This window comes from Dokdonia pacifica (assembly GCF_900188275.1).
In the GTDB taxonomy this organism is placed as follows: domain Bacteria; phylum Bacteroidota; class Bacteroidia; order Flavobacteriales; family Flavobacteriaceae; genus Dokdonia; species Dokdonia pacifica.
Window position 1 is genome coordinate 311,595 of sequence record NZ_FZNY01000002.1, and the last position, 16,423, is coordinate 328,017.

Consider the following 16,423-nt stretch of genomic DNA (forward strand, 5'->3'; position numbering starts at 1 on the left):
ATATATTATAAGAGACAGTTAAGTAGTATTACTGAAAACTCCTTATAATTATTGTTGGAGATGCTTCTGTTTGCACAAATCTTAACGATCTTGTTATTGAATTAGTTCCAAAACGTTCAAAAGTAAGATTATCTCCTTGTTGTAGTAAATCTAATGAAGCATCCTCGGTAGGATTATTAATAAAATCTCGTACTAAATTAAAATTTCCATCCTGAGTAATTGTAGTTACCACTGTATTTGCGCGATAATCTAATGCCGTAAAATTTGAATTCCCCCTTTGTGTTACTTGTATTTCACTAGAAGTAGTATTTGCATTAATAGCTGTTAAATTCAAATCTCCGATTTGAGTTAAAAATATGCTATTCCCTGATATTTGTTGATTTCTAACATTAGGAGCTGTATTAAAGCCTAGATTCAAAAGTACATCAGAACTAACAGACTGACTATCTAGTACGATTTCATTTCCATTAACCTCTTCTTCTTCTGGATCTTCATCAAATGTTTGGGCAAAGAGCGGGATACTACAAAAAGTAGTGATGCAGAAAACTATAAGTAAACGAACAAAATTTTTCATAACTCTAATTTAGAATAAAAATTGCAACTAGACCACTATTTAGACTAGAATTTCAATTATATATAAAATTCAAAAATTAAACTCATTTTATAATTGAAAACGAATTTAAAATATATAATAAAGAAAAGTAACAGGTGAATAATACACCTGTTACTTTTACATACTACTTTTTAGTTTATAGGAGCTAAAGAGAACGATGAAACTGAATGTGGTGCAGTTACACTTTGTGGTGTAACCTGAATAAATCCAGTTTGAGTTCCTGTTCCTAATGGTCCTTCTTGAAGAATATCAGCTTGATTTCCTCCAGCACCAGGTGTAAACACTCCTTCATTTTGACGAATAGTATAACTCTGTCCATCATGTTGTGTAAGAAGTGCTACGTTATTTTCTCCATGCTGTAATGTTTGACCATAACTTCCTGCTCCAAATTGGAACATATTAGAGTTATTACCCATACCAGCTTGAGAAGCAACTGCAGTATTATCATCTCCCCATTGAGACTGTAAAGATGAATGATCTGCACCATTTTGATTTAATGCGGCATTATTGTTATCTCCTGTTTGTTCTTGTCTACCTACATTTTCAGTACCTCCAACAGCGTAGAAACTTTGAGTAATCCAACCTGAGTTTCCATTACCATCTTGTACCTGAGCTGCATTGTTAGAACCAGCTACAGAACTAGCCTGAGCAATAAGACCATCGTTACCGTCTCCAGATTGGTTTTGATAAGCTACTGCTTCTGTAGAACTTTCGTTTGGAATACTATTTACTACTTGAGAATCAAAATTTGTTAATTCAAGAAGTCTTCCAAAAGAAGTTCCAGATACAATATGACTACCATCCCATCCTTGATCGATTTGTGCTCTGTTTCCTACTGATCCTTCCGCTTCTTGGATTTGCTCAGCTCTGTTATCATCACCAAATTGAGAAGCTAATGCTACGTTACGTGCATCACTTCCAGCAGCATTATCTTGTGCTACACGTGATTCGTTGTTATTTCCAGTTTGAGTAACAATAGCAAATTGTCCTTGGCTGTCTTCTGGACCAGCGTTTTGATCTATTTCAGATGTATTTCCAGTACCATTTTGAACAGTAGAAGCATCACTATTATCCCAAGTCTGTAATGTATATGCAGAGTTGTCCTCTCCATCTTGCTCGATAGTAGCTGCATTCATCTCAGCTTGATTAGCAGTACCTTGCATAATCATAGCTCTGTTTGCTGCTGTATCATTATCATTATTCTGATCAATCATTGCATTGTTGTAATCACCTTCTTGGAAGATCGTAGATTGGTTATTGTAACCAGTCTGTTCAACTTCTGCAAAGTTTAATTGTCCGCTTAATGCTTGATTTCCATTAACATTTCCAGTTTGCATTACTCTTGCTAAGTTTGCAGTACCATTTTGATTTGTTAATGTAGATTGGGATGTCCCAGCCTGACGTACTTGCACAGCATTATCAGCTCCATTCTGAATACTCTCACCGGTGTTTGCTCCCATAGCTGAACCTGGAATTTGAGCTACCTGAACAGCTTCACGAGCACCAGTATCATTTGTTGCTGGAGCTTGTGCCATTGCAACACTAGCAACTGCTAATGCAACAACACTTAAAATTATTTTTTTCATAATTTGTTATAATTTGTTAGTTATTAAATATGTAAGCAGGGGATGATTTTTATTATATAAAATCTCATCATAAGAATATATATCCTATGATGAGATTCTTTGATATTAATTAGTTAATTGGAGCTAAAGAGAATGATGAAACTGAATGTGGTGCAGTTACTCCTTGAGGAGTTACTTGAATAAATCCAGTTTGAGTTCCTGTTCCCATAGGTCCTTCTTGAAGAATATCAGCTTGATTTCCTCCAGCACCAGGAGTAAATACTCCTTCGTTTTGACGAATAGTATAACTCTGTCCATCATGTTGTGTAAGAAGTGCTACGTTATTCTCTCCATGCTGTAATGTTTGACCATAACTTCCTGCTCCAAATTGGAACATATTAGAGTTATTACCCATCCCAGCTTGAGAAGCAACCGCAGTGTTATCATCTCCCCACTGATCTTGTAAAGATGCATGATCAGCTCCATCTTGATTTAATGTCGCTGCATTATTGTTTCCAGTTTGCATTTGTCTTCCAACATTATCAGTTCCTCCAGCTGTAAAGAAACTTTGAGAAATAAATGCTGAGTTTTCATTACCATCTTGGATTTGAGCAGCATTATTTGATCCCGCTTCAGAACTAGCTTGTGCTATAAAAGCATCATTATCATCACCAGATTGATTTTGAAATGCTACTCCAGATTCAGAGTTTTCTACTACTAAAAAGTTATTTACAGCAGAATCAAATCCTGAAACTTCACCAAATCTTAAAAGCGCATCTGAAGAAACAGAAACGGTACCATCTGTACCTTGATTAATCTGAGCTCTATTACCAGCAGAACCTTCTGCTTCCTGGATTTGCTCTGCTTTGTTATTATCACCTAACTGTCTTGTTAATGCAACATTACGTGCATCACTACCAGCAGCATTATCTTGTGCTACACGAGATTCGTTGTTATTTCCTGTTTGAGATACAATTGCAAATTGTCCTTGACTATCTTCTGGACCAGCATTTTGATCTATTTCAGATGTGTTTCCAGTACCGTTTTGAACAGTAGAAGCATCACTATTATCCCAAGTCTGTAATGTATATGCAGAGTTGTCCTCTCCATCTTGTTCGATAGTAGCTGCATTCATCTCAGCTTGGTTCGCAGTACCTTGCATAATCATAGCTCTGTTTGCTGCTGTATCATTATCATTATTCTGATCAATCATTGCATTGTTGTAATCACCTTCTTGGAAGATCGTTGATTGGTTATTAAAACCTGTTTGTTCAACTTCTGCAAAGTTTAATTGCCCACTTAATGCTTGATTTCCATTAACATTTCCAGTCTGCATTACTCTTGCCAAGTTTGCAGTACCATTTTGATTTGTTAATGTAGATTGAGATGTTCCTGCCTGACGTACTTGCACAGCATTATCAGCTCCATTCTGAATACTCTCACCGGTATTTGCTCCCATAGCTGAACCTGGAATTTGAGCTACTTGAACAGCTTCACGAGCACCAGTATCATTTGTTGCTGGACTCTGTGCCATTGCAACACTAGCAACTGCTAATGCAACAACACTAAATATTACTTTTTTCATAATTTAATTTGTTATAATTTGTTAGTTAATTGGTGCTAAAGAAAACGATGAAACTGAATGTGGCGCAGTTACTCCTTGAGGAGTTACTTGAATAAATCCTGTTTGAGTTCCTGTTCCCATAGGTCCTTCTTGAAGAATATCAGCTTGATTTCCTCCTGCACCTGGAGTAAACACTCCTTCATTTTGACGAATAGTATAGCTTTGTCCATCACGTTGTGTAAGAAGTGCTACGTTAAACTCTCCATGTTGTATGGTCTGACCATAACTACCATCACCTTCTTGAAAGATATTGAGATTATTGCTCATTCCTCTTTGAGTAGAAATATTGCTATTATCATTACCTGTTTGTACTTGAAGAGCTAAATGATCATTCCCGGTTTGTAATACTCCAGTAGCGTTTCCATCTCCCACTTGCTCTTGTCTTCCTACATTACCACTTCCATTTGAACTCCCGAAGGCATTTTGACTCAAGTAAGCTGCATTATTATTACCGTCTTGTAATTGCGCACCATTATTAGAGTCAGCTGTTGAAGAATATTGTCCAATAAACCCTTGATTTCCATCACCGTTTTGTTGTTGAAAAGCAACACCATTATCAGAATCTCCTATGTTATTACCTCCACCTGTTACACTTGGATCAAAAGCGAGTGTATTAAACCAAACTTGCTCTGATGCTGGAACTTGAAACAATTGACTCCCTGTTCCTTGAGCAACAACAGCTATATTTCCTGTAGATCCATTAGCACTTTGGATTTGTTCAGCACTGTTATTGTTACCTGTTTGTGCAGTATACGCTACATTACGCGCATCACTTCCATCTGCATTATCTTGATCTACACGAGATTCATTATCAACTCCTATTTGAGTTACAACTGCAAATTGACCTTGACTATCTTCTGGACCGGCGTTTTGATCTATTTCAGATGTATTTCCTGATCCACTTTGAACAGTAGAAGCATCACTATTATCCCAAGTCTGTAATGTATACGCAGAGTTGTCTTCTCCATCTTGATCTATAGTAGCTGCATTCATCTCAGCCTGATTAGCAGTGCCTTGCATAATCATAGCTCTGTTTGCCGCTGTATCGTTATCATTATTCTGACTAATCATGGCATTGTTATAATCACCTTCTTGGAAGATCGTTGATTGGTTATTAAAACCAGTTTGCCCAACTTCTGCAAAGTTTAATTGTCCACTTAATGCTTGATTTCCATTAACATTTCCAGTCTGCATTACTCTTGCTAAGTTTGCAGTACCATTTTGATTTGTTAATGTAGATTGAGATGTTCCAGCCTGACGTACTTGTACAGCATTATCAGCTCCATTCTGAATACTTTCCCCTGTATTTGCCCCCATAGCTGAACCAGGAATTTGAGCTACCTGAACAGCTTCACGAGCACCAGTATCATTCGTCGCTGGACTCTGTGCTATTGTAACACTAGCAAATGCTAATGCAACAACACTGAATATTATTTTTTTCATAATTTAATTTGTTATTTATTAAATAATAAGTGGGGGGTGACTTTTATTACATAAAATCTCATCATAAGAATATATCCTATGATGAGATTTTGATATTATTAGTTAATTGGCGCCAATGTAAATGCACTCACTGCTTGTGGAGCGTTTACTGACTGAGGATTAACTTGTATAAAAGAGTTTTGAACTCCAGTTCCTAATGGTCCTTCTTGAAGGATGTCTGCTTGGTTTCCTCCAGTTCCAGCACCAAATGCACCTTCATTCTGACGAACTGTATAACTCTGACCATCACGTTGAGTAATTAATGCCACGTTATTTCTTCCATGTTGGATACTTTGCGCATAACTACCATTTCCTTCTTGGAATATATTCAAGTCATTGTTTCTTCCTCTTTGAGTAGAAAGAGCTGAATTCCCATCACCGAATTGTGCTTGAAGAGCACGGTGATTGTTACCATTCTGCATTAACCCAACAGAGTTATCTGATCCATATTGTTCTTGTCTTCCTGTATTACCATTCCCATTTGGGCTTCCGAAAGCGTTCTGAAGCAAGGCAGCAGCATTATTGTTACCATCTTGTATTTGAGCTCCATTATTAGAGTCATTTGTATCTGCATATTGCCCTATAAATCCTTGGTTTCCATCACCATTCTGCTGTTGGAAAGCTACACCATTTTCAGAACCTAAAATATTATTAGTACCTCCTAATATTGAAGGATCTAATGCTGCTGTATTTAAGTAAGCTTGTTCTGATGCTGGAGCTTGAAATATTTGGTTACTTACACCTTGGCTTATAACAGCAATATTTCCTGTAGATCCCTCAGCACTTTGATTTTGCTCTGCACGGTTATTACTACCTGCTTGTGCAGTGTATGCACTATTACGAGCATCACTTCCTGGTGCATTATTTTGATTTACTAAAGATTCATTATCCTCTCCAGTTTGAGTAACAAGAGCAAATTGACCTTGACTTTGATTAGGTCCTGCATTTTGAATAATCTCAGATGTGTTGTTTGTTCCATTCTGAATTGTCCAAGCATCACTATTATCAAAAATTTGCAATGTAGAAGCAGAGTTTCCTTCTCCATTTTGATCTATCATTGCTTCATTGTTTTCTGCTTGCTGTCCAATACCTTGCATAATCAATGCACGGTTTGCATCTGTATCATTATCATTGTTTTGTTCAACCATGGCATTATTACCATCTCCTTGTTGCTCAATAGTAGATTCATTATTAAATCCGTCTTGATCAACTTCTGCAAAATTTAATACCCCACTTTGTGCTTGCACTTCTCCTGTTTGAAAAATTCTAGCTAAGTTGGTTGTACCATCTTGATTTGTCAATGCAGACTGTGATGTTCCTGCTTGACGAACTTGTACAGCATTACTTGTACCATTCTGAATAGATTCCCCTGTGTTTGCTCCCGCAGCTGAACCAGAAATTTGTGGCACTTGAACAGCAGCTCTAGCTCCTGATTCTTGTTGCCCCATCGCTACAACACTAATACATAATGCTGCAACACCTAAAATTACTTTTTTCATAATTAAATAAGGTTTAGTTAATTAAAAATTATTAAACAAATACTATTTACGAACACATACAAAAAACATATTTGTATAAGAATATGATATGCATCAATGTTCGGTTCATTACTTACCTAGTCTCTCGCTAGATAAAATGTATTTTGGGGGAGATAAAATACATTATTGTTAAAATCATAAAACTTTCAAGCAATCCTTAAGACAGTGTAAAACTATATTAGGGGTGCATTTTATAATTTAATATTGAAAATTATTCAGAAGTACTAACAAGCACTTCTGAATAATTGGTTATTTTATTAATTAATAGGTGCTAAAGAAAAAGTACCTACTGAATGTGGAGCTGTTACACCTGAAGCACTAAAAGGAACAAATCCTCTTTGAACTCCTGTTCCAAGTGGTCCTTCTTGAAGGATATCTGCTTGGTTATTTCCGTTATTTCCGAATTGATTTTCATTTTGACGGATTGTATAACTCTGACCATCTCTTTGTGTAAGGAAAGCCATGTTATCATTACCATGTTGTAGTGTTCTTCCGTAACTACCGTTTCCTTCTTGAGTTACATCTGAATAGTTTGCTGTTCCTCTTTGAGAAGCTACTATCGTATTTTCATCGCCAGTCTGTGACTGTACAGAAGTATGTAATCTATCATTTTGAACGATTGTTGCTGCATTATCATTACCTACTTGTGTTTGAGTAGATACATTACCAAATCCAGCATCTGGTGTTAAGTTTTGAATCGCTTGTGCTATGTTACCATCTCCATTTTGAGACTGAGCTGAATTATTACCATCTCCAAATTGTACAATTACAGCATCGTTTTCACCTCCAGTTTGTGTTTGGAAAGCTACTGCGTTTGTCGCTTCAAGACCAGCTCCGTCATCATCGCCAGCTAAAGTTGGATCAAATAGATTTACTGCATCAAAGATATCATCTTGTCCAGCTGAATATACTGTAATATCACCTGAAAAACCTTGTAATACATCTGCACTATTTCCTGCTGCACTTCCTGAAGAAACTTGAACTTGCTCAACTTTGTTACCAACACCAGTTTGACGAGCTATTGCACTGTTACGATCTTGATCTCCATTTGCTCCAGATTGGTTTACACGAGATTCATTATTCATTCCTGTCTGATTTACAATAGCAAAATGTCCTGCACTATTTTCAGGACCAGCATTTTGATCGATCTCAGATGTATTCCCTACACCATTTTGAACAGTCCAAGCATCACTATTATCATACGTTTGTAATGTGTATGCAGAGTTATCTTGACCATCTTGTTCTATAGCAGCATCATTCATTTCAGCTTGCTGACCCGTACCTTGCATAATTTGCGCACGGTTTCCTAAAGACTGATCGTCTCCATCATTGTTTTGACTTGTAAAAGCATTGTTGAAATCTCCTTCTTGAACAGTAGTAGATTGGTTATTTGCTCCGTCTTGATCAACTTGAGCCCAGTTACCCTGACCACTTAATGCTTGGTTACCATTTACGTTACCAGTTTGCATCAATCTAGCTAAGTTGCTAGTTCCATCTTGAGTTGTTAATACAGACTGCTCAGTTCCTGCTTGACGCACTTGAACAGCATTACTTGTTCCATTTTGAATGGATTCCCCTGTGTTTGCACCCATTGCAGAACCAGGAATTTGTGCTACTTGCACTGCTTTTTGAGCTCCTGTGTCTTGTGCATGAATTGCAACACCAAATGTCAACGCAATTGCGCTTACCAATAATTTTTTCATAATAAAAAGTAGTAGTTAAAATATTTAAAAATTAAAAATTGTTAACAACCGACTTTCAAAAACAAACATTCACAATCTAACATCCACAGATAAAAATCTATGAGTGTTATATTATAAAATTGTTTGGTAACAAATTATAATATGGGGTACTATAAAGTAATAAATGTTATAATGTATTTATAGGGGGAGAAATGCTAAATACGGAGACTAAATTATACAAATAAGACAACGAAACAAGTAAGAATTATAACTTTTCGATCAAATGAATATAGCAAATTTGTCATATTCAAGCTAAACACCAGTAAAAACTATACTTAACACTAGAAAAAAAAATCAAACGAATTATCTACAAAAAAATGTCTGTAAATAAATTCCTACGTGGTACTACGTATTTCGTGTAATAATTTTACGGTGTAATTAAACAAATAATTTATTTACAAAGAAAAAATCCAATATAAGACAAACAATATCAATTATTTAGAGAAGTGGCACTAATTAACAAATAGCAACTCCCTATATTTAGGTAATGGCCATAATTCATCTTCAACTAATAATTCTAGTTTATCACAATGACGTCTAATTTTTTGTAAATAAGGCAATACCATATTGCAGTAGGCCTTAGATTTTTGAACTAATTTCATTTGATTTGCTTTTTTACGAGCCTCAGTCATCTCTGTAATACAAGCATTTAATGATGCAATATGCTCAGAAATTTCTTTTATAATATTCACCTGTTCTTTTGCTAAGGATACATAAACATCATCTCCATATATTTCTTTAAGACCTTTTACATTAGTAATAAGCACATTTTGATACCTCAAGGCTGTTGGAATGATATGATTACGGGCTACATCACCCAGTACCCTACTTTCTATTTGAACTCTCTTTATGTATTCTTCAATTTCAATCTCATAACGTGCTTGTATCTCAACAGCATTCATAACCCCCAAAGATTCAAATAACGTAATTGCTCTTTTAGAAATCTTTTCTTCTAGTGCATCTGGCGTGTTTCTATGATGGCTAAGCCCTCTTTTTTTAGCTTCCTTCTCCCACACAGCACCATAACCATCACCTTCGAATCGAATATTTCTACTTTCCTTAATATACTCTCTCAATACATTAAAAATAGCATCGTCTTTTTTCATAGAAGAGTCATTTATAAGAGCATCTACTTCTTTCTTAAATGCTTTTAATTGACTCGCGACTATTGCATTTAAAACAGTCATGGGGTGTGCACAATTTGCAGTAGCCCCTACAGCTCTAAATTCAAATTTATTTCCTGTGAATGCAAAAGGAGATGTTCTATTACGATCTGTATTATCTAATAGTATTTCTGGAATTTTCCCTATAACATTAAGCTTTAAATCTGTTTTTTCTTGTGGTGATAATTTCCCATCCGTTACTTTTTCAAGCTCATCTAAAACTTGCGTTAACTGAGATCCTATAAAAACAGATATTATTCCAGGAGGTGCCTCATTTGCGCCAAGTCTATGGTCATTTCCTGCGCTAGCAATTGAAGCTCTTAACAACTCTTCATAAGAATGTACTGCTTTAATGGTATTTATAAAAAAGGTGAGGAATTGTAAGTTTTTCATTGGGGTTGTTCCAGGGCTCAAAAGATTGATTCCTGTATCTGTTGCTAACGACCAATTATTATGTTTACCGCTTCCATTAACACCTTCAAATGGTTTTTCATGAAATAACACTTTAAAATAATGACGTTCTGCTACTTTTTGCATTACATCCATCAGTAAAGAATTATGATCTACCGCTAGATTTACTTCTTCAAATATGGGAGCTATTTCAAATTGATTAGGAGCTACTTCGTTATGTCTCGTTTTAATAGGAATTCCTAGCAACAAACATTCTTGTTCCAATTGTTTTAAATACGTCAATACTCTAGATGGAATAGATCCAAAATAATGATCATCGAGCTGTTGCCCTTTCGCGGAAGCGTGCCCTAAAAGCGTTCTACCTGTTAATTCAATATCTGGACGTGCAGCTGCTAATGCACTATCAATAAGAAAAAACTCTTGTTCCCAACCTAATGTTGCGTGTACTTTGCCTACATTTTTATCAAAATAACGAGCTACGTCTGTTGCTGCTACATCTACCTCTTGTAATGCTTTTAACAAAGGAGTTTTATAATCTAACGCCTCTCCTGTATAAGCAACAAACACTGTTGGTATACATAAAGTAGTTCCATACACAAATGCCGGAGATGTAGGATCCCAAGCAGTATATCCCCTAGCCTCAAACGTATTGCGTATACCGCCATTAGGAAAACTAGATGCATCTGGTTCTTGCTGAACTAATTGTGCGCCATCAAATTTCTCTATAATATGTCCATCAGTAGTAATTTCAAAAAAGGCATCATGTTTTTCGGCAGTTGCGCCTGTAAGGGGCTGAAACCAGTGGGTATAATGTGTTGCACCTTTTTCCAAAGCCCAAGCTTTCATACCAGAAGCAACCGCGTCGGCAGTAATACGATCTATTTTGCGTCCTTTATGTATGGCTTCTGTAACATTTTCAAAAGCCGATTTAGGTAAATGTTGGCGCATCGACTGTTCCCCAAATACATGTTGGTTATAAGACAAAGAGCGAAGTCCTTCTTCTTTTGGTACTTGAATAGAACGATGTTGTACATCTTGAAGTGCTTGAAATCTAAGAATAGGCATGTGTATACATTTAAAGATTATAAATCACATATTATAATAAGGACAAATATACGAGTATTTCAAAAACAACACATAATTTTTACATACCCCCTAATTTTTAGGGGGTGTTAATAACTAAAATTAAATTTTTAATAAATAGCCCCTAAAAAATTACACACAATACATATTAATTATATATTTGCATCGTAATTAAAAAAACACGCCGTAATGAGCAAATCTAAATTAGAGTACATCTGGTTAGATGGATACACACCAACTCAAAACATGAGAAGTAAAACTAAAGTTGTAAATGACTTTAGCGGAAAACTAGAAGATTGTCCTATATGGTCTTTTGATGGATCATCAACAAAGCAAGCATCTGGTGGAGCATCAGATTGTCTATTAAAACCGGTAGCTATTTACCCTGACCCACAACGTAACAATGGGTTTCTTGTAATGACTGAGGTTTTAAATGCAGACGGAACTCCACATGAGTCTAATCACAGAGCACAAATTGATGATAATGATAATGATTTCTGGTTTGGATTTGAGCAAGAATATTTCATTATGGATTCTGCTACACAGTTACCATTAGGGTTTCCTGTAGGTGGATATCCTGGGCCTCAAGGAATGTATTACTGTTCTGTAGGTGGTAGAAATACACACGGGCGTGATTTTGTAGAAGAGCATGCTGATTTATGTATTGCTGCTGGACTTAACTTTGAAGGAATCAACCAAGAGGTTGCTTCTGGACAATGGGAATTCCAATTATTTGCAAAAGGAGCTAAGAAAGCTGGTGATGAAATCTGGGTAGCTCGTTACTTACTAGATCGTCTTACTGAACAATATGGTTGGTATATAGAATATCACCCTAAGCCAGTAAAAGGAGATTGGAATGGATCTGGTATGCATGCCAATTTCTCAAACACAACACTTCGTACATGTGGATCTCAAGAGATTTATGAAAAGATTTGTGAAGCATTCCGCCCTGTAGCTGCAGAGCATATTGCTGTATATGGAGCTTATAACGATCAACGTTTAACGGGATTACACGAAACAGCTTCTATTCATGATTTTAGCTATGGAGTATCTGATCGTGGAGCATCTATTCGCATCCCAATCATCACAGTAGAACAAGGATGGAAAGGATGGTTAGAAGATCGTCGTCCTGCATCTAACGGTGACCCATACAAAATTGCAGGTCGTATCGTTAAGACTGTAAAAAGTGCAAAAATTTAATTAGTTATTATATTTAATTCTAAAAACCCTGTTAGTAGTTCTGGCAGGGTTTTTTATTTTATACGCTTTCGCGAAAGCGTATACAGAAGACAAAGTGGTTATTAACAAAAGTAATAGGTTAGATACCTACCTTGAAACATATAACCTAGAAACCATTTTCAAATCTAGCAAAGCGTTTATTTCGTAAAAGTAGTCTAATTGCTATTGCTGAGTAGAATATGCTTGCTTACTAGTTGGAATATCCCAATTTGGATATACTCGAAAAGCCCTCTTCCCGTCTTTCGTTTTTGTTGAGATGATTCCTTTTTTAATAAGTATTGATTTTGGAAAAACAAATTGCCCAAATCCAAGGTCTGAACGTACACTTACAACAAAAAAATCTATTTGATCGTCATCCATAAAAGGTTCTATTGGACCATCGTTATATCGTTTCCAAAATGTAACAAATTGACCAACCTTTTTAGGAGTAATCTTAGCGCTTCTAGATATAACATGCTTCCCATTAAGCATAAAACGACAAGCATCATACTCCCTACTCTCTAATTCAAATGTAAAATCTGAAATATTTAAAGCACATCTATCGTAGACTTCTGTTTTTATTTGCTTTAAATTATCATCCATTTATTTGAAATTTACCAGATATCTTAAACATCTCAAAAAACAGTTATAAAGGCGTACATTTTACAAAAATGTAAAGCCTACAAATACAATATATGCTACAAAAAGAATAAGACCTTTATACCTTGATAATTGCATTCTTTTAGGGATAAATGCAAGTGGTAAGAGAATCACTGCAAATCCTATCATCCAAAAAATATTTGTAGACAAAATAGCATCATCTACCACTGAAATAGGTTTTATAATTGAGGTAATACCTAGCACTGATGCAATATTAAAAATGTTAGACCCAATAAGGTTTCCTAACGAGATTGCTTTTTCTTTTTTTAATGCAGCTATCACTGATGCTGCCAATTCAGGAACGCTGGTGCCTATTGCAATAACCGTTACAGAAATCACATAGTCACTAACGCCTACGGCTTTAGCGAGCTCTGTTGCCCCTTTAACCAGCCATTCTGACCCAAAATATAATGCGGTTCCACCAATAGCCAGCCAGATAAAAATCTTGAAGTAAGAACTTTGTGCCAACCCATCATCTACGCCATCTTCATCTACCTCCTTCTTTTTACGAGCTCTACGTATTAAAACAAAAAGGTATATAATGAGACATGATACTAATCCTATTCCTTCTAATTGCGTAAGCTTCTCATCATTTTTTAATAAAAAATATAGCACGATAGAAAACAATAGCATTATAGGCCAATTGAATCTATAGAAATCTCGATCGACCGCTAGAGAGGATATAATTGCTGTAATTCCTAATACCAACCCAATATTTGCAATATTGGATCCTATTACATTACCTAATGCAATATCAGAAAGTCCATCATATGCTGCCTGTATACTCACTAAAAGTTCTGGAGCAGATGTTGCAAAAGAAACTACAGTAAGCCCAATCACCATCTTAGAAAGGTTCAGTTTAAAAGATAACCCTACAGAAGAACGTACTAAAAACTCACCCCCTACTACCAATAACAACAATCCAATTAGGACATAAAATATACTCATATATATGAACTTTGCGACGAAGATAATAAATAGTAATCGTCACACACATATCAAAAATTAATGTTTTCATCAGTTTGTGTATGACATTGTTAATAAGGGAATACTTTTTGCTTTGTCTATTACATATAAAGCAGTACATTAGTTATTGATATGGAACTGACCCAAGAGTACATAGAAGCAGAAAACAAAGAGCTAACACGCCAGTATAAAAAACTACTGCGCATCAGTTATCAAACGCTTACTGCCGAAGATAAAAAAATGATCCGGAAGGCTTTTAACATCGCTGTAGATGCGCATAAAGATCAACGTCGTAAATCTGGAGAGGCTTATATTTTTCATCCACTTGCTGTAGCACAAATTGTAGCCAGTGAGATAGGGTTAGACGCTACTTCTATAGCATCTGCATTACTACACGATGTTGTAGAAGATACAGAATATACACTTGTAGATATTGAACAGCTTTTTGGAGAGACCGTTGCTCGTATTGTAGATGGACTTACCAAAATTTCTAATTTGAAAAAGGATAGAGATGTTTCTCTACAAGCTGAGAATTTTAGAAAAATGCTATTGACTATTAATGACGACCCACGTGTTATTATTATTAAAATAGCAGATCGTTTACATAATATGCAAACGATGGATGCCATGCGACCTGACAAACAGGCAAAAATTTCCAGTGAGACGTTATACATATACGCACCTCTTGCTCATAGAATGGGACTTTATAATATCAAAACAGAGCTTGAAGATTTAAGTCTTAAATATACAGAACCAGAGGTCTATAAGGATATTAAAGACAAAATCAAAGAGAGTAAAGAAGAGCAAGATAAATACATCCGAGACTTTAAAAAGGTTATTGAAGACTCTCTTAATTTAGAAGGATTAAACTACGAGATCAAAGGTCGTCCCAAATCTATTTATAGTATACGACGTAAAATACTCAATCAAGGTATTAATTTTGATGAAATTTATGACAAGTTTGCGATTCGTATTATTTACAAAAGCGATGTTGCAAATGAGAAATTTTTGGCATGGAAAATATACTCTATTGTTACAGATCATTTTAGACCCAACCCTACTCGCTTAAGAGATTGGATATCTTCTCCAAAATCTACAGGATATGAAGCACTTCATATTACGGTTATGGGACTTAAAGGAAGATGGGTAGAGGTTCAGATTCGTTCTGAACGTATGAATGAAATTGCAGAAAAAGGATATGCTGCTCATTTTAAGTACAAGCAAGGTGACGATGGAGATAAAGGTCTTGATGAATGGATTAATAGACTTCAAGAAGCATTAGAAAATCCAGATACTAATGCAGTAGATTTTGTAGAAAACTTTAAACTCAACTTATACAATAAAGAAATCTTTGTATTTACACCGCAAGGGGATCTTAAATCATTGCCTAAAGGAGCTACTCCACTAGACTTTGCATTTAGTGTACATACAGAAGTAGGATTACATACCAGAGGAGCGCGAGTAAATGGAAAGTTAGTTCCATTAAGTCAAGAACTTAAAAGTGGGGATCAAGTAGAGATTATTACATCAGAACAAGCAAAACCAACAAATAACTGGCTGGATTATGCTACCACAGCTAGAGCAAGAGCTAAAATTAAATCATCTTTAAAAGACGAGAAAAAAGAAACCGCAGAAGATGGCAAAGTAATTCTTTCGCGAAAGCTAAAATCTCAAAAAATTCAGCTTAACGAAAAAACAATCAATGAACTCGTATCATATTTTAAATTAAACACAAGTTTAGATCTTTTTTATAGGGTAGGCATAGGTACCATTGATAATAAAATGATCAAAGAATTTGCTACGCAACGTAGTAATGCTTTTGTAAGTTTCTTTAAAAATAAAATACGGAAACCTAATACCGTTGAAAATGTAGATCGTGATGAAATTACAAACAAATATGACGATCTTGTATTTGGTCCGGATGAACAAAAATTAGATTATAAGTTTTCAAATTGTTGTAGCCCTATACCTGGAGATCCTGTATTTGGTTTTACAACGATCAATGAAGGCATTAAAGTGCATAAAAATAATTGTCCAAATGCTATTTCTTTACGAAGCAAATATGCCTACAGGGTAATTCCCGCAAAATGGATAGATTCTAGTGCACAAGGACATAAAGTTGATATTAAGCTTACTGGAATTGATAATTTAGGACTCGTAAACGAAGTCACAAAAGAAATTTCAGATCATATGCACGTAAATATTAAGAGTATCAGTTTTACAACAAATGGAGGTATTTTTAATGGAAATATTACTGTAATTGTTCAAAACAAAGAGCATCTTAAAAAGTTAATGGATAATCTTAAAAAAATCAATGGAATTGACAAAGTCACTCGATTATAATTCCGTAACTTTACA

Annotated in this window: 11 protein-coding genes; 2 read left to right on the plus strand and 9 right to left on the minus strand. The window is 35.4% G+C overall.

Translation table 11 applies throughout. The features are described from left to right. Positions 1-28: 28 nt before the first annotated feature. From CHB80_RS08685 to CHB80_RS08715, 7 genes are all read right to left on the minus strand, one after another. Positions 29-574, minus strand: coding sequence for a hypothetical protein (locus CHB80_RS08685; protein WP_089371057.1), 546 nt, complete (start codon positions 572-574; stop codon positions 29-31). 170 nt (positions 575-744) lie between these two features. Continuing rightward, positions 745-2,199 carry a hypothetical protein gene (locus CHB80_RS08690; protein ID WP_089371058.1) on the minus strand — a complete coding sequence of 485 codons (1,455 nt, stop codon included), beginning with the start codon at positions 2,197-2,199 and terminating at the stop codon, positions 745-747. Between the two features lie 109 nt (positions 2,200-2,308). Beyond that, a complete protein-coding gene (locus tag CHB80_RS08695; protein ID WP_089371059.1) occupies positions 2,309-3,763 on the minus strand; it encodes a hypothetical protein in 1,455 nt (484 codons plus the stop codon). 21 nt (positions 3,764-3,784) lie between these two features. Beyond that, positions 3,785-5,245 carry a hypothetical protein gene (locus CHB80_RS08700; RefSeq protein ID WP_089371060.1) on the minus strand — a complete coding sequence of 487 codons (1,461 nt, stop codon included), beginning with the start codon at positions 5,243-5,245 and terminating at the stop codon, positions 3,785-3,787. A 98-nt stretch (positions 5,246-5,343) separates the two neighbouring features. Then, on the minus strand, positions 5,344-6,783 hold the full coding sequence (locus CHB80_RS08705; RefSeq protein WP_089371061.1) for a hypothetical protein: 1,440 nt from the start codon (positions 6,781-6,783) through the stop codon (positions 5,344-5,346). 296 nt (positions 6,784-7,079) lie between these two features. Beyond that, positions 7,080-8,525 (minus strand): hypothetical protein, encoded by a 1,446-nt coding sequence (locus tag CHB80_RS08710; RefSeq protein ID WP_089371062.1) that lies wholly within the window; start codon positions 8,523-8,525, stop codon positions 7,080-7,082. A gap of 491 nt (positions 8,526-9,016) precedes the next feature. After that, complete coding sequence (locus tag CHB80_RS08715) at positions 9,017-11,203, minus strand: glutamine synthetase III family protein (protein ID WP_089371063.1); 2,187 nt, start codon at positions 11,201-11,203, stop codon at positions 9,017-9,019. A gap of 207 nt (positions 11,204-11,410) precedes the next feature. On the opposite strand from CHB80_RS08715, the gene CHB80_RS08720 reads away from it, so the two are divergent. Then, positions 11,411-12,421, plus strand: a complete 1,011-nt coding sequence (locus CHB80_RS08720; protein WP_089371064.1) for a glutamine synthetase beta-grasp domain-containing protein — start codon at positions 11,411-11,413, stop codon at positions 12,419-12,421. Positions 12,422-12,622: 201 nt separating this feature from the next. Here CHB80_RS08720 and CHB80_RS08725 read toward each other — a convergent pair whose 3' ends face one another. Both CHB80_RS08725 and CHB80_RS08730 read right to left on the minus strand, forming a co-directional pair. Next, positions 12,623-13,042, minus strand: a complete 420-nt coding sequence (locus CHB80_RS08725; RefSeq protein ID WP_229746858.1) for a MepB family protein — start codon at positions 13,040-13,042, stop codon at positions 12,623-12,625. Between the two features lie 60 nt (positions 13,043-13,102). Continuing rightward, entirely contained in the window at positions 13,103-14,047 is a 945-nt protein-coding gene (locus tag CHB80_RS08730; protein WP_089371065.1) for a calcium/sodium antiporter, read from the minus strand. Between the two features lie 156 nt (positions 14,048-14,203). On the opposite strand from CHB80_RS08730, the gene CHB80_RS08735 reads away from it, so the two are divergent. After that, the gene (locus CHB80_RS08735) at positions 14,204-16,408 is read left to right on the plus strand and encodes a RelA/SpoT family protein (RefSeq protein ID WP_089371328.1); all 2,205 of its coding nucleotides are present in this window, start codon (positions 14,204-14,206) and stop codon (positions 16,406-16,408) included. Positions 16,409-16,423: the final 15 nt, after the last annotated feature.

Excerpts from the sequence above, each read along its gene's own strand:
- CHB80_RS08685 (WP_089371057.1), bottom strand. The coding sequence starts at position 574 with ATGAAAAATTTTGTTCGTTTACTTATAGTTTTCTGCATCACTACTTTT.
- CHB80_RS08690 (WP_089371058.1), bottom strand. The coding sequence starts at position 2,199 with ATGAAAAAAATAATTTTAAGTGTTGTTGCATTAGCAGTTGCTAGTGTT.
- CHB80_RS08695 (WP_089371059.1), bottom strand. The coding sequence starts at position 3,763 with ATGAAAAAAGTAATATTTAGTGTTGTTGCATTAGCAGTTGCTAGTGTT.
- CHB80_RS08700 (WP_089371060.1), bottom strand. The coding sequence starts at position 5,245 with ATGAAAAAAATAATATTCAGTGTTGTTGCATTAGCATTTGCTAGTGTT.
- CHB80_RS08705 (WP_089371061.1), bottom strand. The coding sequence starts at position 6,783 with ATGAAAAAAGTAATTTTAGGTGTTGCAGCATTATGTATTAGTGTTGTA.
- CHB80_RS08710 (WP_089371062.1), bottom strand. The coding sequence starts at position 8,525 with ATGAAAAAATTATTGGTAAGCGCAATTGCGTTGACATTTGGTGTTGCA.
- CHB80_RS08715 (WP_089371063.1), bottom strand. The coding sequence starts at position 11,203 with ATGCCTATTCTTAGATTTCAAGCACTTCAAGATGTACAACATCGTTCT.
- CHB80_RS08720 (WP_089371064.1), top strand. The coding sequence starts at position 11,411 with ATGAGCAAATCTAAATTAGAGTACATCTGGTTAGATGGATACACACCA.
- CHB80_RS08725 (WP_229746858.1), bottom strand. The coding sequence starts at position 13,042 with ATGGATGATAATTTAAAGCAAATAAAAACAGAAGTCTACGATAGATGT.
- CHB80_RS08730 (WP_089371065.1), bottom strand. The coding sequence starts at position 14,047 with ATGAGTATATTTTATGTCCTAATTGGATTGTTGTTATTGGTAGTAGGG.